Below are 22,493 nucleotides of genomic sequence, written 5' to 3'. Positions count from 1 at the left end.
TCTGGTGTCAACGGCGAATGTTCGTCAATATCTGCCGGAAGTCAGAACGAAAATTCCGCGAAAACACGACTGGGGGAAAAATGGCTGCTGAGATCATCGCGGGATTCATCGAGAAGCGGAGTTTGGATCGTGCGGCTGCCGATGTTATCCGCCAGGCGATCACCAGTGGCGCCCTGGCGCCAGGAAAGCGTCTGACAGAAACCGAACTGTCAACGGGGCTCAACGTGTCGCGTGGCACGATACGGGCTGCGCTGCAGCGGCTGATGAGCGAGGGCCTGGTGAAGCAGAAGCCTTACTCAGGCTGGGAAGTCGCGAGCCTGACATCCAGGGATGCATGGGAGCTGTGCACACTTCGATCCAGCCTGGAAGGCCTCGCCGCGCAGCTCGCTGCCGCCAACCCGAATCGAAGGCGACCGATCGAGGCGGCCTACGATGACATGAAGGCCGCCGCAAAAAGCCGCAACCAGAAGCGGATCAACGATAGTGACCTCGCGCTTCACAAGGCGATCGTCATCCTTTCGGGACATAACCGCCTCGCCGATCATTACGGCCTGGTCGAACATCAGGTTCGCATGTACATGGCCTCTTCAAACGCAATCCTTGAACGACCCGACATGGTCATTGCGAACCACGAGAAAATGGTCAACGCGCTGCTCAGGGGCGATGCGGCCGCCTCCGAACGTTACGCACGCGAGCACAACAAGACCTCCGGCGAGCTTCTGGTTCGGCACCTTCAAGAAACAGAGGCCAAGCAAACGAACAGGGCCGCAGGCAAGCTGACCTGACACTGAACTTCTGCCGTAGAATCGATGCGTGAGCTTGCACATCGCGCGCCTGCGGCGAACTTTGGTACCTCGCAAGTGGCGGCAGGGTCGTAATCCGCCGCGAGCCGGATGCCGATCAACTATTGATGCATTTCATATCACAGAGAACGCCCCGATATAGATACCTACGGGACAAAACCTGATCCGGCGGCTCGGTTGCCGGGGGCGGTTACAGCGCTCGAGTTGGCGGCGGCATCGAGAGCCTTTGTTTCGCACCGTAGGCGATATGGACCTACGCTCCGAGGTAATTGAGCTACGTGCAGATGGCGTCGAGACAAGTCAGCAGGAACCTCGTCAGTTACCAGAAAGCCCGTTTTCCGCGGCCAGTCCATAGACCGAGGAGCGCTTTAATATTCCTAGACTTCTCTCCCCACAAGGTAGCCTTCGTAGATCGCTTCTTCAGCTGTCCGTGGCGAGAGGCAATCACCGACCAAGCGCGGCCGGTAATTGGTGCCCGCCAGTTCCGCTTCAAGGTGATTTTCCGGCTTATGCCCCGTCGCCAGCACGACTGTATCGACCTCCTCCTTGACCAACGCATCGCCCGAAATCGCGTGCACAAGGTAGGCCGTATTACCATCGACGCCGTAAATGCGAGCATTGGGGATGACGGAAACACCAAGCTTGTCGAGCTTGGCAGCCCAATAGTCCCGCAAATAGATCTGCAAATTGAAACCAGCGTGAGGCCCATTTACCGCCAAGTGGACCTTGTGACCTGCAAGAGCAAGTTTCTCAGCGACACCCATCCCGACCCAGTCGCACCGCCAATCGGCAATCAACACGGTTGATCCCAGATTGGCTCCGCCTGAGATGACACTCCAGGCGTCGACAACGTGCCCTTCCTCCCGGCCTTCCACCATGGGCTCGTATGGCTTTGCCCCGGTCGCGATGATCACCTCATCGGGCGCGACCCGTTCGATAAGTGTCCGGTCGACGCTCGTGTTCAGACGAACATCAATACGAAGCTTTGCGATTTCCGCCTCAAGGTTCGTAATCAGCCCACCGAACTCAGCTCTTCCAGGAAGCAGTTGAGCCAGCAACGCCTGCCCGCCCAACCGCTTGCCACGCTCGCAAAGAACGACGCGATGCCCCCTCTCAGCTGCGGTTACTGCTGCCTTCATCCCGGCAGGGCCCCCTCCGGCCACCAAAATTGTCTTCGCGCTCTCAGTCCGTGCAGCCGCACCTAGACTTGCTTCACGGCCGGTAAGAGGACTTTGGATGCAGGAAATTGAATACCCAGCATGAAAATGACCAATGCAGGCTTGATTACAACCAATGCAAGCGCGGATATCGTCGAACGTACCTGCCGCAGCTTTGTTGCCGAGCTCTGGATCCGTAATAAGCGCACGGGTCATACCGCACATGTCGGCAAGACCGTCCCGTAAAATTTGCTCGGCTATCTGCGGCTGATTGATGCGACCAGCAACGAAGGTTGGCAGTTCGGTAGCCGATCGCAAGCGACCGGCCTTCGGCGCTACATAGCCCGCCGCGACGTCCATTGGTGGCACAACATGGATGGACCCACCTGGTCCCGCCATGGATCCGATCGTCGTGTTAACGTAGTCAATCGCACCGCGCGCGGCGAGCTCGCAACACACCGCGAGGACCTCGTCGGCCTCGAGCCCATCTTGCTCCACCTCCTCCGCCGAAATTCTGATGCCGACCACGAGGCCGTCCCCCGCGTATCGACGAACCTGCGCAAGGCATTCGGCCAGGAAACGTAGTCGATTCTCGAAAGAACCTCCGTACTGGTCTGTTCGAACATTTGTCTTTTCGCTAAGAAATTGCGAAAATAGCAGGCCGTGGCTCGCGACGAGTTCGATTCCGTCGAGCCCCGCGGCGACGAAACGGCGCGCCGAAGCACCAACGCCTTCGATCAGCTCGGCAATCATGTCGAGGGGCAACTCTCGAGGCATCGTGTGAAAGCGATTGTCGGGGATTACGGAGGGCGCATAAGTGACTCCCCGTAGCCCGCCCGATATCCGCCTCGTCACTCGGCCCGGGTGCGAAAGCTGCCCGAAGATACGCGCCCCATGCTTGTGCACGGCCTCAGCAATCGCTGCATAACCGGGGATGCAGCGATCGTCGCAAGCGTTTAGATCAGGGGCATCGCTCACGGCCGATGGATGGAACCGGGCCGCTTCAACTATGATCAGCCCGGCCCCTCCTCGCGCCCGTGCTTCGTGGTAGGCGACCAAATTGGCTGCCGGAACACCATCTTTCGCCAGATATGTCTGGTGCCCCGTCGACAAGATTCGATTTCGTATTTCAACGTCTCGAATTTTCAACGGTGAGAACAAGAGCTCCAGTCCGCTCGTCATCAGGTCAGCCTCGTATCATTGCTCGAGCGAAGATCACTAAGAGATAAGGAATTTTTGCCAACGCTCCTCGTTCTTGGCGACATACTTTGCAACCTCTTCGTCGTTCATGACACAAGCGCGCCTCATGTTGTCCGGATGCGTCACGAAGGTTTTCGCCTGCTCGGGAGTTGCTTTGGCGGCTGCTGACGGCAGCACCGGACCATAAACGCCAAGATTCATGAACGCCGTCTGCGCCTCGTCAGAAATGCAATACTTGAGAACCTGCATCGCCATGTCGCGGTGAGGCGTCCCCCTCGGTACGACGAACGGTTCGCCCCATGCGATGGCCTCATTGTAGGACATGCCAACCGGCGCATTTTCCTTCATCACATCGAGGACACGCCCGCTCCACGCGAGCGCCATCGAAACTTCACCGGTCGAGAGCAATTGCACCGGCTGCGCACCCGCGGTCCACCAAACCTTAACGTGAGGTTTGATTTCCCTCAGCTTGTCGAACGCTAGATCGACCTTTTCGTCCGTCGCCGGATAGACTTCACTGAGTGGCACACCCGCGGCAAGCAGCGCAGCCTCGTAGTTGTAGTAAAATCTAGAATAAAGAGTCCGCCCTCCCGGAAATGAGGCGATATCCCAGAAGTCTTTCCAGGATTGGGGTTCGCGCCCCTTTGGCATTTGGTCTTTGTTGTAGGCGTAGACGGTTGCGCCTGCAAAAGTGTAGAGGCCGTACTCCTTGACCCACACCTGCGGAAGTTTCGATACATCGATGATCGAGTAGTCGATCTTCTCCAGAAGATTCTGATTTCTTCCCTGGAAGACAAAGAGCCCGCCGGTGTCGACGAGGTCCCACTCAACAGCGTTAGCCTCGACCATCGCTTTGATCTTTGAATAATTCGTCGGCGACACGTTAGCTATCTGCCCCATCTTTTTCGAGATCGGGTCCATAAAAGCTGTCTTGATGGCCGCACCGCCCGCTCCGCCGAACGAGCAAAACGTGAAAGGCCGGCCTTGAGCGAACGATGGCCCCGTCAGCGCGGACGCCGCGAGGCTGATCGTGAAAGCGCGTCTATTCAGCATGTTAGTCTCCCCTCTCATGATCCACTGGCAAAATCAGCACGTCACGGGCTTCAAATTGCAATGACGTCTCTGCTCCTTCGACGGGGGCATCTTGCGACGCAAAACGTCGACACCAGAAGTCCTGACCGCTGCGCAATTTGACGCGACACGCTACGATTTCACCGAGGTAAACGACCTCGGTGATGAGACCCTGCAGCGGGCCGGTCTGTTGTAGACTGGCAAGTTCAGGGCGAATGAGTGCTGCGGCTTTGTCACCGACCACCAAATTGGCAACGCAGCGGCCCGTCAATTCAATCCCCAGTGACGGCAACCCAATCGAGGCCACGTCGCTCGAGCGACGCAGCACTTGCCCCTCAAGGAGATTTGACTCTCCCAAGAAGCCCGCGACGAAGGTGTTCGCAGGTGTCCGATAAAGCTCGGTCGGTGTACCGATTTGCTCTATCTTTCCCGCTCTCATCACTCCGATGCGATCCGCCATGACCAGAGCTTCTTCCTGATCGTGCGTGACGTAGATCGTGGTTCCACCCAGTTCGCGGTGCAACCGCCTGATCTCTAGCTGCACGTGCTTACGCAGTTGCCGGTCGAGCGCTCCAAGCGGCTCATCCATCAGAAGCAATGAGGGCTCGATGACGATAGCGCGAGCAAGGGCAACACGTTGCTGTTGGCCACCGGATAGTTCGCTGATTGCCCTCTTCTCATATCCCGTGAGCGCAACCATCTTCAGGACGTTAAGGACCCGCTGAGCTATTTCAGCGTTCGGGCGCTTTCGCACTCTTAGACCGTATGCGACATTGTCGAACACGTTCAGATGAGGAAACAGAGCGTAGCTCTGAAACATCATGCCGATGCTGCGCTTCCGGGGCGGAAGGTCCGTGACGTCCTCGTCACCTATCAGAAAACGTCCGGCGTCGGGACGCACGAATCCTGCGGCCATGTTGAGCAGGGTCGTCTTTCCGGAACCGCTGGGCCCCAGGAACGCGACGAATTCACCTGGCTTGATCTCCAGGTCGAAGTTGCGAACCGCAAGAAAGTTGCCGTAGGCCTTGCTTATTCTTTGGAAGGAGACAGTCTGCGCCATGTCGCTCATTGGTCGCCTGCCCTATTCGCGTGGTCGCGCATGACTTCGACGGTCGCAAACATGATGAACGTCAGGACAAGGAGCAGCGCTGACGCGACGGCGGTTACAGGCGTAAATTCTATGCGCATCGCCTCCCATATCTTGACCGGCAAAGTCTTCGATTGCACCCCCGACAGGAAGATCGACAGCACCACCTCATCGAAGGAGGTCACGAAAGCGAAGGCGGCAGCCCCCGCCAGACCTGGAGCGATCAACGGCAGGGTTACAGTGCGGAATGAGTACCAAGGGTCAGCGCCGAGAGCAGCAGCGGCACGGCGACAATTGGGATCGACGGTTCGAAGGGAGAGGCCTACGTTGATGACAACAAACGGTAACGCCAGCAACGTGTGTGCAAGAACCAGACCGGTCTGAGTGCCATGCAGACCGAAAGGACGCATTACATAATACAGGGCGACGCTGATCATGATCACCGGAACAACGAGCGGGGAGATGATCAACCCGAGCGCCAGAGCGCGCAGCTTTGGTGACGATTGCTCCAGACCAATGGCTGCCAACGTCCCGATGACCGTCGCAACCACGGTCGTGAACACCGCTACTGAAATACTTGTGAACAGTGCCTGAATCCACTCAGGATCCGCAATGAAGGCGGAGTACCATCTGGTCGAGTACGCTATCGGGGGTACCCGCACGAAGGACGAACTCGTGAACGAGGCTGGAATGACGACGAGCACCGGCAACATGAGAAACGCCAGAACGCACGATCCTGCCAAATAGCTGGAGAGCCGAGTTGCTGTCATCGCGCAGCCATCGCGCTGACAAAATTTACGAGGCGGTTCGCGCTAGCGACGAGCGCGACGATCACGAACAGCAGACTGAAGGAAGCCGCCGCTGCGAGCGGCCACGCCAGCCGTTCGTTCACGAAGTTGTCGATCAGCATGGAAATCGTCATGTGCTGGGCTGCGCCCAGCATTGCTGGCGTTATGTAAAAGCCGAGCGCCATGAGGAACACGAGCACGAAGCCGGTGGACAGACCAGGCAATGTCAGGGGGAAGTAGATGCGCCCGAAAGTCGTGAGCGGGCTTGCGCCGAGAGAGTCGCTTGCAAGCAGCAGACGGCGATCGACAGCCTTCATTGAAGTGAAAATAGGCAGAAGCGCATAGGGCAGCAGCACATGCACCATACCGACGTGAACGCCAAAGCTATTGAACAGAAGCGACAATGGCGAAGAAGTCAGGCCCATCCCCAACAGCGCCCTGTTAACCGGGCCACTCTTCTCAAGGATCACAATCCACGAAAAGGTTCGCACGAGCACACTGATCCACAACGGGAAGAAGAGACACCAGAAGGCGACGCTACGCTTCCATCCACTCAACTGGGACAGCATATAAGCGGTTGGATAGGACAGAAGCACCGTGCAACTCGCGACAGTTATCGCCAGCGTGAAGGTGTTTAAGAAGACCTTGCGATAGACTTCGCTGGAGGCGATTTCGGAATACGCCGAGAAAGGCCCTCCCGCTCCTCCAAAGGACAACTTCAACAGCATCGCCAACGGGACGACGAAAACCATCAGCAGGAACGCTGCCAAAGGGAGCAACAGCAGAACGCTTCCCCAAAACCGATCGACGCGACGATCGCGCGAACCGGCCAACGGCGCGGATGGCATTATTTCCTTCAGATTATCCTTGGACAGAATTTCGAACCTAGTGGCATACTCAACTCCACAAGTCATTGATGTGAAATAGTACTCTCTGGTTGCCATCCTTCGCTGACGCCATCCTGAAATCGAGCGCCTGGATCAAGGGTCCTCACTTGGAAATGGCAAGAACACACCACGCCGCGCGCAGGCGGATTGGATCGTATTTCTCAGCAAGCAGGCGATAGTCATTGGTCCAACGCCACCTGGAACCGGAGTGATCGCCCCTGCGACATTTTCAGCTTCGTGAAATGCGACGTCTCCAACAAGACGTCCGCCTCCCTCTCGGTCGACCCGATTAATGCCAACATCGATCACTATTGCGCCGGGCTTTATCCAATCGCCGCGCACCATTTCCGGGTGGCCGACTGCCGCCACAACGATATCTGCTGCTCGGCAGACGGAAGGAAGCGAATTCGTCTTTGAGTGAGCCATCGTGACCGTACAATCACTTCGAAGCAGCAGATGCGCCATTGGCTTGCCGACGATATTCGAGCGACCAATCACAACCGCATTCAGTCCGCCAATTTCTTTCTTCACTCCGCGAATGAGCAGCATGCAGGCGAGTGGCGTGCACGGCACGACCCCAGGACTCCCGCTCATCAGCTTTCCAGCGCTTAACGGGTGAAAACCATCAACATCTTTCGCTGGATCAACGGCTGCGAGTATTCGCTGGCTGTCGATGTGGCTCGGCAGTGGAAGCTGGACCAGTATGCCATCAACATCCGGAGCGTCGTTCAGCCGGAGGATGAGGGAAAGCAAATCCCCTTCGCTGGTGCTTACCGGCAACTCATGATGGAAGGAGCGAAAGCCGACCTCGACCGAGCGACGAATCTTGTTTCGAACGTAGACTGAGCTGGCAGGATCCTCCCCGACGATGATCACAGCGAGACCGGGGGTCACGCCTCGATGCTCCAGGTCGGCAACGGCTTCCTTCAATTGAGACCGCAATTGAGCCGCTGCGGCCTCGCCGTTGATCCTGGTGCCGCGGTTTGCGGTGCCAAGGCCGCTCATCGAAACACCACCGTGCGACTTCCGTTCAACAGGACGCGGTTCTCGACGTGGAATTTCACCGCGCGCGCCAGAACACCAGCCTCGACGTCTCTACCGACGGCCGCCAAGTCGGCCGGCGCAAGCGCGTGGTCTACACGAAGGACGCCCTGCTCGATGATCGGCCCTTCATCGAGCTCGGCAGTCACATAGTGGGCGGTGGCGCCGATCAATTTAACACCCCGCGAATAGGCCTGATGATAGGGCTTTGCGCCCTTGAAGCTCGGGAGGAACGAATGATGGATGTTGATCACGCGGCCGGCCATCCTCCGACAAAAGTCGTCCGAGAGGACCTGCATATAGCGAGCCAGGACGACCAGATCGATTTGCTCCTGCTCGACGATCTCGAGCAATTTTCTTTCCTGCATCACCTTGGTTGGGAGCGTCAGGGGAAGATGATGAAATGCAATGTCGTAGGAGGCTGCAAGCCGAGAGAAATCATTGTGATTGGAAACGATCGCCCGAATATCGACGTCCAAGGTACCGGTCGCATGTCGAAAGAGCAGATCGTTTAAACAATGCCCCGCCCTGGAGACCATGATCAACAGCCGCGGTCTCACGCTGCAATCGTACATCTGCCACGACATTCCGAAACCATGAGCGACATCTGAAAACTCTCGCCTGAGATCTGCCAGAACGCTTCCCCGGGCAGCGAACGACACCCGCATGAAAAACTCGCAAGAACCGCGATCCGAGAACTGAGCGCTATCGCAAATATTGCATGCTTTACGAGCCAGGAAGCCGGAAACTGCGTGGACAATCCCGACCCGATCCGCACATGACAACGTGAGCACGAAGTTGGGCACCGACGCGGGTGCGCTCTTCAGCTCGTGAATATCCGCCTCGCCATCGACCACCTGCCGATTGGCCAGGGCCTCACTCACATCAGCGTTGTCACTCATGAGCGTCTATGTCCTCCAGGCAACACTTCCGACCGGAGGCCGGGCTCGTGTCCTTCACTCGACTGCTGGTCGGATCGGAAAAACGGTCTAAACGCGACGTCGGCCGGAACGTGCCACCGCGCCATCTCAACCTCTTGCCGCTTGCGGCGTATCCACTATCGACGACATGTCGTTGTTTGACACCTGTCCCACGCCCAGTGACTTGACGGCCGAGTGACCCACATCGCCGGCGTGACCCGACCAACCAGCTTCCGTCCCGCCAGATCGGGCTCGTTGTGATTGAACAAGGCGTCCGGGCGCGGTCGGGCTCATGGCATTCCTCCTTTCGGCGATGAACCTAAGCAGTGATCTTTGAATTAGAGGGATCATAGTGCGCCGCAAATTGCGCTGCTGCTCTGTGGCGCCTGCCTGCCACTTCGATCTCGAATTTTGATGCGGACAGAAACGAGGCGTCTATCCCCTCGCCGTTCTCGACGTAGCCCATTGCGAGGGAAGCGCCGACACGATGTCCATACGAGCCCGAGGTGATGGAGCCGACCAGGCGACCATCGGCCCATATGGGCTCCTGATGGTAGACTAGCGGAGCATCCGGTTCGACCATTCTGAATTGCACGAGCCGGCGGCGTACCGATCCCTGTTCTTTCTGTCGCAGCAATGCCTCGCGTCCGATGAACCCTCCTGGCTTTTCCAGTTTTACCGCAAATCCTAGGCCAGCTTGATAGGGTGTATCTTCCGGTCCGATATCGTGGCCCCAATGGCGATAGCCCTTTTCCATGCGCATGGAGCCAAGAGCAAAGTAGCCTGCCTGTGACAAGCCGTATTCAGCGCCAGCCTCAACGACCCTGTCAAAGACATGCGCTGCGAACTCGGCCTGCACGTAGAGCTCCCACCCGAGCTCGCCCACATATGTGACGCGGCTTGCGCGTAGTTTCGCGTAGCCGATCTCGATTTCCTGGCTGGATGCGAACGGAAAGGCCGAATTTGAGAGATCACAACCTGACAACCGCTCAAGCAAAGGCCTTGCGTTAGGCCCCATGAGACCGAGCATGGGCAATCCCGATGTCACATCTCGAATAAAGACATGAGCCTCGTCTGGAGTATTGCGTCGCAACCACACCAGGTCGCGCGTCTGCGACGTCGCCGCCGTTACCACCAAATAGGATTCTTCGGCAAGCCGGGTTACCGTAACGTCCGCCTCTATCCCGCCGCGCTCGTTCAGGCATTGCGTGTAAACAAGCTTGCCTACGGGAACGTCCACATTGTTGGCGCAGATCTGGTTGAGGACTGCACAGGCATCCCGCCCGTCGACCATATACTTGACGAAGCAACTCTGATCGAACAGCGCGACGTGCTCGCCTGAGTTTCGGCACTCCCGGCCGACGATATCGAACCAGTTTTGTCGGCCATATGAATACTCAATTTCCTTCGCTTTTCCGTCGAGGGAGAAGTACCCAGGCCTCTCCCAACCAGCAGCCTCCGTCATCACTGCACCGAGTGCCTTCAAGCGATCATGGAAGACGCTTTGACGAACATCACGCGCCGTCGTGTATTGACGGTAGGGCCAATGCATATCGAAGAGCAGACCAAGAGCCTCTTTCGTCCGATCGTAAAGATATGTCTTATTCGATTGGAAAGGATGCATTCGCAGAACATCGACGTCGGCGAGATCGACCGGTGCGTGGCCCTCCTTGATCCAAGAGGCGAGCGCTTTTCCGATTCCGCCGGAAGAAAGAATGCCTACAGAATTGAATCCGCAGGCCGTAAAGAGTCCCGATACCTCGGAAGTCTCGCCGAGGAGGTATCGATTGTCAGGCGTGAAACTTTCGGGGCCGTTGAAAAACAGCTGTATGCCGGTGTTGGCAAGCACCGGGACCCGGTTGACCGCCATATCGAGAATTCGTTCGAAATGATCGAAGTCCTCAGGCAGCGAGTCGAAACAGAAGTCCGTCGGGATACCACCGCTGGCCCACGGCTTCGCCTCCTTCTCGAAGCATCCCACGAGAAGCTTGCCGGCGTCTTCCTTGTAGTAAGCCTCCTCATCGGTCACGAACAATACCGGCAGTTCGCGCGGCAAGCCCTGGATTGCATCAGTGACGACGTAGAAGTGCTCTGCTGCATGAAGAGGCAAGGAAATCCCTTGCTTCGAGACAAACTCTCGCGACCACATCCCGCCGCAAATGACGACCTTCTTGGAACGAATGTCGCCTTCATTCGTCGAGACGCCTGCCGCGCGCCCGTGCTCAATCAGGATCCGATCGACGCGCAAGTTCTCGACAATTTTCGCACCGCCCATTCGCGCGCCCTTCGCAAAGGCTTGCGTCACGTCGGCAGGATTCACTTGGCCATCTTTAGGAGCCCATATCCCTCCAACGATGCCATCCAGATTGAGGAGCGGCCATCTCTCCTTGATCTCTGCAGGTGAGACAGCATGCATCTCAAGGCCGAAATTGCGCCCCATTGAAGCGCCGCGCAGCAATTCCTCGAGGCGGCCAGGACTCTTGGCGAGCCGCAGAGCGCCGTTTTGTTTGAAGCCTGTTTCCTGCCCGGTCTCGGGCCCGAGGCTGTGAAACAGTTCGCCGGTGTATTTGGCTAGCTCCGTCATGTTTCGGGTGGCGCGCAATTGCGTCACGAGACCTGCGGCGTGCCATGTCGTTCCGGATGTCAACCGCTTGCGTTCGAGTAAGACAACGTCGCTCATGCCGAGCTTGGTCAGGTGATAGGCGACCGAACAGCCCGCTATGCCACCGCCGATAATTACGACTTCAGCCTCCCCGGGAATCCTTGCTGCCATTCCGACCCCACACCATGAATTATCGTGATCATAAATCCATAAAAATGAACTTTGCAACATCTAAATAATACTTTAGTTCGTTTTGTTGGCAAGAATCTGCGCGAAAGGCTAACTGTGCGATTTGGGGAGATAAGTGGAATTGATCCCGCCCCACACCTGCACTCGATCGATTCAAGGAGCGAACATGAGTTCGATGATCAGGACGCCGCCTAAGATGCTGCGCCCTGCCAATCTGGAGGGGCTGGCCGAGCAGGCTGAGCTACCCGTCAACATCGAAGAATTGCTCAATGTCGGCGACCGTATTGGAGGAGAAATCAAGAACCTGCGTAAGGCGCGCGGCATCACGCTCGACGCACTTAGCGACGCCGCGGGCCTGTCAAAAGGATATCTCAGTCAGATCGAGCGTGGGATCTCGAGCCCTTCGGTGAAAGCTCTTCATAGTATCAGCCGGGCGTTGGGGGTCACAATCAGCTGGTTCTTTCCGCCGAACGCCGATGATGACAGCGATTTGCGTGAGTATGTTGTAAGAGCAAGTTCGCGACGGAAACTGACCTTCGTAGGTGGGATTACTGATGAGCTTTTGTCCCCCAATCTCGGACGGCAGCTCGAACTCCTACGATGCACATTCCCTCCTGGCTCCGAAAGCGGCAAAGAGCCTTACACACATCAGGGTGAGGAAGCGGGATATGTCATTTCAGGTGAGCTCGACCTTTGGATTGGCGAGCGCCATGTGATCCTCCGCGAAGGTGATAGTTTTGCGTTCGCAAGCGACCTTCCCCATCGTTATGCGAACACCAATAATCAAGAATGCGTGGTGATATGGGCCATCACGCCTCCGACCTATTGAAGACAAACGGCAGAGGCGTCAGCGTTCATGCGTCCTTAAGAGCCATAATCGCCTTCGGCTTGAACCGACGAACGTTGCCAGGCTCCAGTTGCGGACACCCCACAGCGTGGCTTGGTACTCATCGGTTCTTCGCGGCGGATCGCATGAATTCGCGCCGCGAGCGATTTGGCCGAACCTTTGACGTCCTCATTTCCGAGGAATGCTTCGGCCAGCTTGTCGATTCTGCTCCGGTACTGCGGGGTAAACGTAATGCTGTCGACGTTGAAAATCGGAATGTCTTTCCACGAGAGCGGCTGGCCCTCTCCCGCCAACGACAGGATCGAATAACTCCATTCGAGACAAAGCAGATAGTGCCGAAGCAGGTTCGCCCACGCGATTTCGTCGCCCTGCCAGAAAATGTGTCGAAGCCCTTCCATAGGATCGTTCAGTGTGTCCGGACCGGCGAAGAAAACCTCTTGATTGAGCAACTCGCCTTTATCAACCAGCCGTCATAGCGGACGGAATCGGTAGAGACGGTTTGCCATATGAGCCCCATCGGTCGTTGGGCCTCGATGGTCGCGACCGACCTTTTTGCTGAGAGCGTCGGTATGGATTTGGCCGAACATTGCGGAATATTCAACGATCCCAATCGCCGTGAAAAATTGATCGCTTGCCTGATACCGTTGTGGAGGCGGGTTGGCCAACCGGCAGGTCTTGTAGAAGTCCCGCTCTTTGGCCTCGACCTTGGGCTGCCCTGGAAAGAGCTTTTTTTCGGACTGCCGCCAACAGAAGAAGCGGTTCTCGGCCCAGGCGTCCAGATAATGGGCCCAGACATAGTGTTGGTTCGCGAGCGCCCGCATTTAGGAGCCACCGGCTGCCGTGATTCGGCGCTCGTCATAAGGTCGTCAGGATTTTTCATTCGGCGAAAGCTTTGGCGCGGCGCTTTTCTGTGCCCGCGCGTTGTTCGCGATATCCAGTGCGACCTCCATGACCTCCTTGGCGACGATGGGCTTGTCTCCACGTTTGATCCTGAGCGCGACGATCAGAGGCTCCATGGATGATCCGAATTCGTCCTTTGCAAGCATGCTGCTCACGCTGTCGCCGTGTCCCGCCGCTGCGACGGCCATGGCCGCGTCCACGAACATGGAAGTAAGTTCACGCTGCTGAGGCAGTTCCTTCAGCGCAAGCTCCAGATGCCGTTGTGCCCGCTCGGTCTCGTTATGGCGAACCAGGGCTTGTGTGAGGAAGAGGTGCGCCTCTGCATAAGCTGGCGACAGTCGTATCGCTTCGGACGCGTCTTCGATCTGGCTGTCCAGATTGTCCTGGCGAAGCCGTGCGCGCGCAAGCAGGCACCGGGGATCGGAAGGATCGGAAGCCATCGCGCGCGCGATCAGTTCCTCGCCTTCTGCGCGTTGCACCCAGCGGGACAGTCCTGTCAGCGCTTGGATGCCGTCCTTTCTCAACTCGAGCGCACCTCGATAGGCACGGCTGGCGTTCTCGGGATTGCCGGTTCGTGCCGCGATGTCGCCTTCGAGTACGGCGCAGCAGTAGCAGGGCATCTCGCCCGCGAACCATGCTGTCATCGCTTCCTGCGCAGCGGTTTCCTCGCCGCGGTGGACGAGAAATTCGGCAAGCATGTGCAGTGCCGAGCAGAATCCGCCCTTTTGGCCGAGCTCTGCGGCCTTGCGGAAGGCTTCTTCGGCCTCGGAAGTCCGCTTCGGCAACGATCGGAGGAGGAGGGCCAACGTCAGCCAACTGCGCGCGTCGTCGTTGTCGTTGTCCAGCGCCTTGCGGGCATACACCTCAGCGACCGCCTTGTCGCCGCCCGCACTTGCAAGGAAGACGGCATGCGTCCACGCATCGCGGTCATCATGAAGCTTTTCGATCAGCTCCTGCGCGACATCAAGGAGACGCTGTGGCGGCTCGCCGTTCCGTTGCAGGGCTTGCGCATAGCTGACGAAGACCATGGGATCCTCGGCGCCAAGCGCGATTGATTTTTCCAAGGCTTCGGCGGCGTCTTCGGCGTTTCCGTCGCGCGCGAGGACGAAGGAGCCTAGGTCGGCCCAGAGCCGCCAATCTCCGTACCGTTCGGCGGCGCGTCGAAGCAGATCGATCCCCTCCTGCTGCCTGTCCGTATCGCTCAGAAGTTCGACGAGCGCCCGGCGGCTCTGGATCTGCTCTTCTTCGTCGACGCCGTCACGCAGCAGGTCCTCAGCGTCATTCGTCCGGCTTTCTGCTTGCAGGATGCGCGCGTACGCGGCGCGGGCGCCGTCGGTCAGGCGATCGAGTCGAAGCGCCCGTTCGTAAAGCTCGATCGCCGTCTCGCGGCGTCCCTTTTTTTCTTTGATCGCCGCCAGCTCGCCGAGGGCGAGACCGTAGTTGGCATCGATCTGGAGCGCGGATTCGAATGCCTTTTCGGCGGCGTCGGGATCGCCGGCGACCATATAGGCCAAACCTTGGATCGAATGGCCCCAAGGGTTCTTGGGATGCACCCGTATGACTTCGCCGGCCGCGTCGATCGCTTCATCGGCTCGATCTTCGTTTAGATAGAGGAAGACAAGCCTCATCCTTGGCGCCATGGCACTTGGACGAAGTTCGATCGCTTCCAAATACAGTTGGACGGCCTGCTCAATGTCGCCGTCTTCCGCAGACCGTTCGGCGCTGTTCAGCAGTTTCTCCAGCGCGTCGTCGGTTCCTCTGGGCTCCGCAATGGGCAGCGCCGCTTGCGCCCGGGCGGTTTCGGCCGTTGCCTTCTGATGCGCCGTAAAGGAAGTTAGGAAATCGGGAGGCGTTCGTTCCAAGAGGGTCGGGACCAACGTCGGAACGCGTGCCAGGATGGCATCGTAGAACGCGTGATAGTCCATGCGACTGTCGGGACGAACCGAACAGGCCTCGCGCGCAAGCGTCGTGGCCGTGTCGATGAGTTCGTCGCGGTCATAGTAGTCAGTCATGAACGAGACCAGCGCGCGGACGCGGCTGGAAGGGTGGCTGCGACGGCGCATCAGGTAGTAGATGTTGAAGAGCCGTTCGGATGCGGAATATAGCGCGGATTTACCGGTCCCAGCAGCCTTGATGACGGCACCGCGTTCGGCAAGACGCAAAAGCATCGTCGACGCCGTATTCACAGTCACGCGTGCCGCCTCGGAGATTTGCTTGGCGGTGGCCGGATCCCATGCCTCCAGCAACGCCGCGAATATCTTCCGCTCGGTCGGAGGAAGGCGATCGAGCTGGCTTTTGAAGTATTCGGTGTTCTGGTCGATCAGGAAGTTCAGGTTTTCCATCAGATTGTGGAGCGAAGGCGACCGCATGAACTCCGCGAGGATGTGGAGCAGCCTTGGGCTGCCGCCGGTCAGGATCTCAAGCGGGCGTATTCGTTCGGTCTTGATGTCCTGCTGCGTGAGCGAATTCCAAAGCTCGCGGCATTCTTCGCGCGAAAGCGGCTTCAGATCGAGTCGGAGGAAATCGGACGGGAGGGCGACGTTCTCATCGGTCATCAGCTGCGCGACGGAGGTCGCGAGGACGCCGAAGGTGTCGGCGTCGGAAAGTTGCTTCAGGAGATCCTTGGCACCTGTGCCGATCTGATCGTCAAGGATGGTCTGGAAGTTCTCGACGATGATCAGAAGGCGCTTTCCGATGCGCTTCGAATGGAACCGCAACGTCTTCAGGGCGAGATCGATGAGCTCTTTCTCGCCAGGCTGAGCCAGGGCATTCTCGTAGGCATCCTTTATGCTCCGCTCATCCGAGCGGTCCTGAAGATGGAACAGGCATTCGAGGAAAAATTCGCCCGGGGTCGTGATGGCGTAGCTTTCCTCCCCGAAGAAAATGGGGTGCCAGCGTGCGCGGAGCGTACTGTCGCGATTCACTTCCGCCAGCACGCGGCGGCACAGGGTTGTCTTGCCGGCGCCTCGCGGCGCCACGAGGAGGACCCGAGGTGGAAGCGGGGCACCGTCGCGGAATGGCTTAAGGGTGTGGGCGAGGTCCGCTTTCCGGACAATAAAGTTCTGGACGGACTCTTCGTCCGACTGGAAACCGGGGTTGAACCTGAACGTTGGGGTCATCTAACTCGCTGAAACATTTGATTTTTACGAGACGCCCGAGCGTCGGGGCGCGGCGCTCGCACCCTACACGCCAACAATTTTGTTGGCAAGAATTGCGAATCGGTAATTCTTCGGTTATGGCTGCCAACAGATCTGTTGGCAAAGGCATGATCGTGTGATGCGCCCGTACGAACCTTGGAATGATCCTCGCCGGGCTGGACCCAACGAAATGGGCGCTCTCGCCTGCGAGAACGCGCAACAACCGGAAGTGAATGTGACGGCCCAATTTAAAGTTCTTGCCGCTGAAATCGAGCTGCCGAAGGGGATTCAGAGCATCCGTTCTCTTCCGGACGACGCCCTCGGCGCGCTCTGGACGTCGATCATCCTCGAGCCCGCGATCAAGCAGAAGCTTCTGGCCCAAGCAGCCCTCAATTTCTCCATGCGCGGCAAGGTGCCGCGCACCGTGATCCCGTTGCACGGCGTCATCCTGCTGGTTGGGCCGCCGGGCACGGGCAAGACCTCGCTGGCCCGTGGTCTCGCTCAGCGTGTCGCGAAGGCTTTCCCCCAGGACAAGTTCCGGTTGATGGAGGTCGAGCCACATCAGTTGGCGAGCTCGTCGCTGGGCAAGAGCCAGCGTGCCGTCACCGAACTTTTTAGCCAGGCCATCGCCGAGGCGGCCATGGCAGGGCCAGTCGTGGTGCTGCTCGACGAGGTCGAGACGCTGGCCGTCGACCGCACCAAGCTGAGCATGGACGCCAATCCGGTCGACGTGCACCGCGCCACCGACGCGGTCTTGGTGCAGCTCGACCAGCTCGCCGAGAAATATCCTCAGCTCCTGTTCATCGCGACCAGCAACTTCCCGCGCGCGGTCGACAGCGCGTTCACGTCGCGCTGCGACCTCATCCTGGAGATCCCGCTTCCTCCAAAGGAGGCCTGCGCGGATATCCTGAAGGATTGCCTGACCAAGCTCGGCGTGACGTATTCCGCGATCGGCAAACTGGTCGATAAGCCGGGATTCGCGGAATGCGCGGCAGCCTGCGTCGGGCTTGACGGACGCGCCATCCGCAAGATGGTCGCAAGCGCGATCGCCACCGACATCGACACCGCGCTGAACCCCGAGAAGGTTACCATCGCGCAGATCCTGGCCGCGGCCAAGGCCGCGAAGGCCGCCCGCGCGGCGGCGGAGCGCTGATCATGAGCACCGTCTACCGCCGTACCTTCGCCGCCACGCCCGCCCGCGACGCTCTTTCGACCTGGAACGCGATCGTGGACGTGCTGGCGCCCGGCGCATCGCATCCGGCCCGCAAGGATCTGGCGGCCGTCGCCGGCATCGCCGCCAGCGTCATCTCGGACCGCTCGCCCAAGGACCACGCCATCGTGGCCACCTGCGACGGCCCGCGCACGCGGATCTACTGTCTCTTCGACGACGCCGCGGTCGACGGCTCCGACGCTAACGAAGCCGCGCTCGGCTACGACCCGCTGAAGGGCGACTGGGCCGTCTCGCTGCCCTGCGACGCCGACGAACTCGACTGGGTGCAGCGGGCACTGAAGAAGCATGGCGACAGGATCACGGCGCGCGAACTCGACGCCGCGGTGGCCGCCGACAAGGACGAGCCGGCCGAGGCGGCGGCGCGGCTTTCGCTTGTCCCCGACCTCAAGGGACTGCTCGAATCATGACCGCCGTCGCCGTAAACGTCTACTCGCACACGCACTCTGTCACCTACGTGGCCGAGAACATCCTCAAAAGCATGAAGGACATCATCCGCCTCAGCGGACTCGACCCCGGCGAGTTCGTGAAGGATTGGGACCTGCACATGCGCGGCATCGACGGGTGGCTCCGCTCGGGCGAGCTCGAATGCGTGAAGCTCGACATCTATCATCCGCGCACCGGCGAGCTTCTCTTCCAGTGGAGAATAGAGATTTCCTATAGCTGGTCGGGCGGCGACGGCAGTTTCTGGACCGACACGGAACAGCTGAAATACGCGATCCGCAAGGCTGGCCTGGCACCGAGCGAGGCGAAGTACGACCTGCGTCTCAAAGTGAAGCCGGGACACCGCGAGATCGACGGCTGGGGCACGGGGGCTGCACGGTCCACCGACGGCATGGTCCGTCAGAGCCTCGGCACTACCATCGGCCACGGCAGCCTCAGCGGCAGCACGTCCTATCTCCGGAGACCCTGATGCTGACTACGAACGAAGCCTTCCGCAAATTCAAGAGCAAGCTCGAGCTGAACCAGCGCGAGGAAGACAACGCCCGGTCTCGCGAGCAGGAAGTGCGCGAGTATCTCGACACCAAGTTCTCGATCGTCAACGACTTCCTCACCGGCTCTTATGCGCGATGGACCAAGACGAAGCCGCTCAAGGACGTCGACATCTTCTTCGTGCTGAATCCGAACAAGCACGACTACCGCTCCAAGGCGCCGTCGGTGGTCCTGACCGACTTCTATGACGCCCTTGTCGGCAAATACGGCGACAAGGCCGTCAAGAAGCAAGGACGCTCGATCAACGTGGACTTCGGCGTGCACGCCGACGCCGACGACAACACCGACTACAGGATCATGAGCGTGGACGCAGTGCCGGCCTTCGTCGCCGAAGCCGACTACGAGATTCCCGACAAGGATCTCGGCAAGTGGATCAAGACCAATCCGAAGACGCATGCGGAGAAGGCGACCGCCGCGCACCAGGCCTATTCCAGCGAGTGGAAGGGCCTCGTGCGAATGGTCAAATACTGGAACAACAACCCGAAACACGGCGAGAAGCCGGTCAAGCCGTCCTTCCTCATTGAGGTCATGGCGTTGGAGGTGCTGTACGGCGGCTTCGGCGGGAGCTTCGACCGCGAGATCCAGGGCTTTTTCGCAACGCTGGCCGATCGGATCTTCGATACCTGGCCCGACCCGGCGGGTCTCGGGCCGCCGATCAGCGACGGAATGGACCAGGCGCGCAAGCAACGTGCGCGAGACCTGCTGCGCGCGGCCGAGCAAGAGGCCGCCTACGCGATCGATCTGGGCCGCAAGGGGCGGCAGGGCGATTCGCTCAAGGCCTGGCGCGCGCTTTTCGGCCGCAAGTTTCCGATCTCGTGAGCCTGACATGACGCTCGAGCGAGGAGTACACCACCATGGCTGACGCGGTGCTGCCCAGATGGCATGGCGACAATTACCAGTCGCGCGTGTTCTGGGAAAATGCCCTCAGCCTGCTCGATGAGGAGGGCACTTCGTGCATCGTCGAGGTGGCGTTCGAGGCCGACGGACCCAAGGCCTTCGACGATGTCGTCGTCCGCTACGATCCGCCGGTGGCCCGCTCGGGACCCGAACGCGTCACCGCCGACTATCACCAGGTGAAGTGGCACGTCGAGCTCGGAGGCCGCTTCGGTTACGCGGATTTCGTCGATCCCGCGTTTATCGGCGCGAAGACGTTCTCCCTGCTGCAGCGCCTGGCCGAGGCGCGGCAGAAGGCCGGCCCCGGCGCATGTTTCACGTTCCTTACGACCTACCGCATCAGGGACGATGATCCGCTGGCCGAACTGATTTCCGGGACCGACCGGTCCCTGCTGGTCGAGAAGCTGTTCGACGGGACCAAAACCGACAGCAGCCGCATGGGCAAGGTACGCAAGCTGTGGCGTGAGCACCTTGGCTTGGCGGACAACGATGCCCTGCGCCAGGTCCTGACCGGTTTCCGGATATTCGATGGACACCGCTCGCTTGACGAGCTCAAGGAATCGATAACCCTGCGCGCCAGGACGGTCGGCGTCATCACCAGTTCGCCCAGCAGTTCCGATTTCCGGTTCGACGAGCTGGCGCGCGCGCTCAAGAAGCGCGGACTAAACTCGTTCACGCGAGAGACGTTCAAGCAGATGTGCAAGGACGAAGCGCTCCTCGCCGAGATCATCGCCGCGGCGGACCCTTATCTACCGGTCGCCGTCCGCTCGTTTCTCGGGCCCGCTTCGGACATTGTCGGGGCCTCCCCGGAGAACACGCTTCTGCTGACCGATTCCTTCCGCCAGCGTTATCTTCGCGACGACCTCAATTGGCAGCGCGACATTCGCCCCCAGGTCGACGGCTTCCTGCGCGCGAAGGTCGTGCAGAACCCGAAGCTGCGCCTGATCCTCGACGCCCACGCCTCCGTCACCTTCATTGCCGGCTCGGTGCTGGACGTGAAGTCCGGGGTGTCCATCGAACTTGTGCAGAAAGGCCGTGTCGGCTCGCGCGTGTGGCGCGCGGACGACGGGTCAGAGATCGGTGCGCCGGCATTCCAGGTCACCGAGCACACGCTGGGCGACGGGCCGGAAATCGCGGTGGTCATCAGCGTCGCTCAGTCCGCTGAAGCGGCCGCACGCGCCTACTGTTCGGTATCGTTGCCGAAGGTCGGCCGGCTGATCAATTTTGCGCTGCCGACCGGTCCAAGCCAGCGTGGCGTGCTGGGCGGAGAGCATGCGGCAGCCCTTGCTGAAAGTCTGGCGAACCACCTGCGGCAGACCAAGGGCAACGACGCCGACACCGTCGCGCACATCTTCGCCGCGGCGCCGAACGCCTTGGTCTTTTATCTCGGCCAACAGCACCAGGCGATCGCGCCATGCGTCGTCTACGAGTTCGATTTCGACCGGCGCGGCAACAAGAGCTACCAACCTTCGATGATCATGGATTGACCTCATGACCCCGGCCCGCCGGGAATCGTCCCGGCGGGCAATTGGAATATCGCGATGAAGAAATTTCTCAGGTTGATCGAACGGCTCGGACAATGCAGGCCAAAGAGGAGAAACCATCCGGGAGATGGACAAGATCGCGATCGGTCATTTGGTGCGGACCATTCGCATTGGGATCGGCGCGCTCGGGATAGCCGGCCGAGGACAGCGCGGCTCTGAGCTTACCCGCATCGAATCCGCGAAGCTCGAGCGCGCCCACGGTGATCGCGACTCCTTCGCCGCCGGGAGCAACCCTGTGCGTTATGCCATTCGACACGAGAAATTCTTTCGCGCGCTCGCAGTCGTTTTGCGGGCCTTCGAAGAGGCGCGTTGAGCACGCATCTGATGCAATGGTACTGGGCGCCTTCAACGTCGCGTCTTCCAGCGCCGGATTGACATAGTGCGTACCCGTCGAGCCTGTCCGCCGGTGACTACGCCGGCTTCGCGTACATGAGCCGCAGGGTGAAGTTAGAGTTCGGAGCGCGTGGCGATCCCTGGCCCACCGAAAAGCGGCAAATCGAATGCTACGCCGCGCAGGAGTTTCCCGACCTCTTCGCCGACCCCGCGTGCACGATGGACGTCCTGGCGCTGCGGCGCACCTTCTGGGAGAAGGCGACGGCACTTCATGCCGAGCACCATCGCGAACCGCAGTCGACGACGCCGCCGTACTTCTCGCGGCACTACTACGACCTTGCGACGCTCGCGGACACGGACGAGGGCAATGAAGCGATGAAGGACGGCGATCTGCTGAAGCAGGTCGCCGACCACAAGTCGGTCTTCTTCCGCGCGGCCTGGGCGAGCTATGACACCGCCCGCGTCGGCACTCTCCGGCTTTCGCCGCACGATCGCGTCGCGGATCTGCGTGCCGACTATCGCAAGATGGCGCCGATGATGTTCGACGATCCGCCGCCGACCTTTGACGCTATCCTGGACCGGATCGCCCAGCTGGAGAAGCGGATCAACGGCGGCTAGGGCGCCGGCATCCGCCGCCGCCCGTCAGGCAGTGGCGCGATGCCGCGTTCGACATAGAGCCGCCTCGGCATCGCCACTGGCCGCCTCGAGCATCGGCATCGCGCGACCGTGCAGTAGCTGCAGGAATTCACTCGGCGGCCTGCGCGCGCAATGGCTACTGTCGCGGTGTAGGACAACCGAGAGCGATCTCGAAACAGCCTTTGCGTTTGCGACCAACGCGCGCAGCTCTCCGCTCCTTGGCAGAACGCCTAGGA

At 59.6% G+C, this 22,493-nt stretch carries 20 protein-coding genes; 9 read left to right on the top strand and 11 right to left on the bottom strand.

What is annotated here, in order from left to right; all coding sequences use genetic code 11:
* The first annotated feature begins 17 nt into the window (after positions 1 to 17).
* Positions 18 to 785 carry a GntR family transcriptional regulator gene (locus tag IC50_RS34455; RefSeq protein WP_081492589.1) on the top strand — a complete coding sequence of 256 codons (768 nt, stop codon included), beginning with the start codon at positions 18 to 20 and terminating at the stop codon, positions 783 to 785.
* Positions 786 to 1,180: 395 nt separating this feature from the next.
* Here IC50_RS34455 and IC50_RS34450 read toward each other — a convergent pair whose 3' ends face one another.
* From IC50_RS34450 to IC50_RS34415, 8 genes are all read right to left on the bottom strand, one after another.
* Positions 1,181 to 3,142: an oxidoreductase gene (locus IC50_RS34450; protein ID WP_035715748.1), complete on the bottom strand. Its 1,962-nt coding sequence runs from the start codon at positions 3,140 to 3,142 to the stop codon at positions 1,181 to 1,183.
* 36 nt (positions 3,143 to 3,178) lie between these two features.
* Entirely contained in the window at positions 3,179 to 4,213 is a 1,035-nt protein-coding gene (locus IC50_RS34445; protein ID WP_035715745.1) for an ABC transporter substrate-binding protein, read from the bottom strand.
* A gap of 1 nt (position 4,214) precedes the next feature.
* Positions 4,215 to 5,300 carry an ABC transporter ATP-binding protein gene (locus tag IC50_RS34440; protein ID WP_035715741.1) on the bottom strand — a complete coding sequence of 362 codons (1,086 nt, stop codon included), beginning with the start codon at positions 5,298 to 5,300 and terminating at the stop codon, positions 4,215 to 4,217.
* Positions 5,297 to 6,031 carry an ABC transporter permease gene (locus tag IC50_RS34435; protein ID WP_244429709.1) on the bottom strand — a complete coding sequence of 245 codons (735 nt, stop codon included), beginning with the start codon at positions 6,029 to 6,031 and terminating at the stop codon, positions 5,297 to 5,299. The genes IC50_RS34440 and IC50_RS34435 overlap by 4 nt, the downstream gene beginning before the upstream one ends.
* 53 nt (positions 6,032 to 6,084) lie before the next feature.
* Positions 6,085 to 6,954 carry an ABC transporter permease gene (locus IC50_RS34430; RefSeq protein ID WP_035715763.1) on the bottom strand — a complete coding sequence of 290 codons (870 nt, stop codon included), beginning with the start codon at positions 6,952 to 6,954 and terminating at the stop codon, positions 6,085 to 6,087.
* 132 nt (positions 6,955 to 7,086) lie between these two features.
* Positions 7,087 to 7,998: a bifunctional methylenetetrahydrofolate dehydrogenase/methenyltetrahydrofolate cyclohydrolase FolD gene (gene folD / locus IC50_RS39670; RefSeq protein WP_081492588.1), complete on the bottom strand. Its 912-nt coding sequence runs from the start codon at positions 7,996 to 7,998 to the stop codon at positions 7,087 to 7,089.
* A complete protein-coding gene (gene purU / locus IC50_RS34420; RefSeq protein WP_202948128.1) occupies positions 7,995 to 8,840 on the bottom strand; it encodes a formyltetrahydrofolate deformylase in 846 nt (281 codons plus the stop codon). The genes folD and purU overlap by 4 nt, the downstream gene beginning before the upstream one ends.
* Before the next feature lie 433 nt (positions 8,841 to 9,273).
* A complete protein-coding gene (locus IC50_RS34415; RefSeq protein ID WP_035715733.1) occupies positions 9,274 to 11,727 on the bottom strand; it encodes a GcvT family protein in 2,454 nt (817 codons plus the stop codon).
* A 184-nt stretch (positions 11,728 to 11,911) separates the two neighbouring features.
* On the opposite strand from IC50_RS34415, the gene IC50_RS34410 reads away from it, so the two are divergent.
* Positions 11,912 to 12,574, top strand: coding sequence for a cupin domain-containing protein (locus IC50_RS34410; RefSeq protein WP_244429708.1), 663 nt, complete (start codon positions 11,912 to 11,914; stop codon positions 12,572 to 12,574).
* Between the two features lie 35 nt (positions 12,575 to 12,609).
* Here the strand turns inward: IC50_RS34410 and IC50_RS34405 are convergent, their stop codons facing one another.
* From IC50_RS34405 to IC50_RS38600, 3 genes are read right to left on the bottom strand one after another with little or no spacing between them, the layout of a single operon-like run.
* A complete protein-coding gene (locus IC50_RS34405) occupies positions 12,610 to 13,041 on the bottom strand; it encodes a hypothetical protein (protein ID WP_035715729.1) in 432 nt (143 codons plus the stop codon).
* 21 nt (positions 13,042 to 13,062) lie between these two features.
* Positions 13,063 to 13,413, bottom strand: a complete 351-nt coding sequence (locus IC50_RS34400) for a DUF4238 domain-containing protein (RefSeq protein WP_035715725.1) — start codon at positions 13,411 to 13,413, stop codon at positions 13,063 to 13,065.
* Between the two features lie 45 nt (positions 13,414 to 13,458).
* Complete coding sequence (locus tag IC50_RS38600) at positions 13,459 to 16,611, bottom strand: tetratricopeptide repeat protein (RefSeq protein WP_081492586.1); 3,153 nt, start codon at positions 16,609 to 16,611, stop codon at positions 13,459 to 13,461.
* 253 nt (positions 16,612 to 16,864) lie between these two features.
* On the opposite strand from IC50_RS38600, the gene IC50_RS34390 reads away from it, so the two are divergent.
* From IC50_RS34390 to IC50_RS34360, 7 genes are all read left to right on the top strand, one after another.
* Complete coding sequence (locus tag IC50_RS34390) at positions 16,865 to 17,782, top strand: AAA family ATPase (RefSeq protein WP_035715753.1); 918 nt, start codon at positions 16,865 to 16,867, stop codon at positions 17,780 to 17,782.
* Positions 17,783 to 17,784: 2 nt separating this feature from the next.
* Positions 17,785 to 18,267 carry a hypothetical protein gene (locus IC50_RS34385; protein WP_035715722.1) on the top strand — a complete coding sequence of 161 codons (483 nt, stop codon included), beginning with the start codon at positions 17,785 to 17,787 and terminating at the stop codon, positions 18,265 to 18,267.
* Positions 18,264 to 18,770: an HORMA domain containing protein gene (locus IC50_RS34380; RefSeq protein ID WP_035715718.1), complete on the top strand. Its 507-nt coding sequence runs from the start codon at positions 18,264 to 18,266 to the stop codon at positions 18,768 to 18,770. The genes IC50_RS34385 and IC50_RS34380 overlap by 4 nt, the downstream gene beginning before the upstream one ends.
* Entirely contained in the window at positions 18,770 to 19,669 is a 900-nt protein-coding gene (locus IC50_RS34375) for a CBASS oligonucleotide cyclase (RefSeq protein WP_035715716.1), read from the top strand. Before IC50_RS34380 ends, IC50_RS34375 begins: the two co-directional genes overlap by 1 nt.
* 35 nt (positions 19,670 to 19,704) lie before the next feature.
* Complete coding sequence (locus IC50_RS34370) at positions 19,705 to 21,231, top strand: SAVED domain-containing protein (protein WP_035715713.1); 1,527 nt, start codon at positions 19,705 to 19,707, stop codon at positions 21,229 to 21,231.
* 124 nt (positions 21,232 to 21,355) lie between these two features.
* Positions 21,356 to 21,601 (top strand): hypothetical protein, encoded by a 246-nt coding sequence (locus IC50_RS34365; RefSeq protein WP_035715710.1) that lies wholly within the window; start codon positions 21,356 to 21,358, stop codon positions 21,599 to 21,601.
* Between the two features lie 116 nt (positions 21,602 to 21,717).
* A complete protein-coding gene (locus IC50_RS34360; RefSeq protein ID WP_277996269.1) occupies positions 21,718 to 22,239 on the top strand; it encodes a nucleotidyl transferase AbiEii/AbiGii toxin family protein in 522 nt (173 codons plus the stop codon).
* Positions 22,240 to 22,493: the final 254 nt, after the last annotated feature.

Source organism: Bradyrhizobium genomosp. I (2014), assembly GCF_000261685.1.
Classification (GTDB): domain Bacteria; phylum Pseudomonadota; class Alphaproteobacteria; order Rhizobiales; family Xanthobacteraceae; genus Bradyrhizobium.
This window is presented reverse-complemented; position numbering and strand designations above follow the sequence as displayed.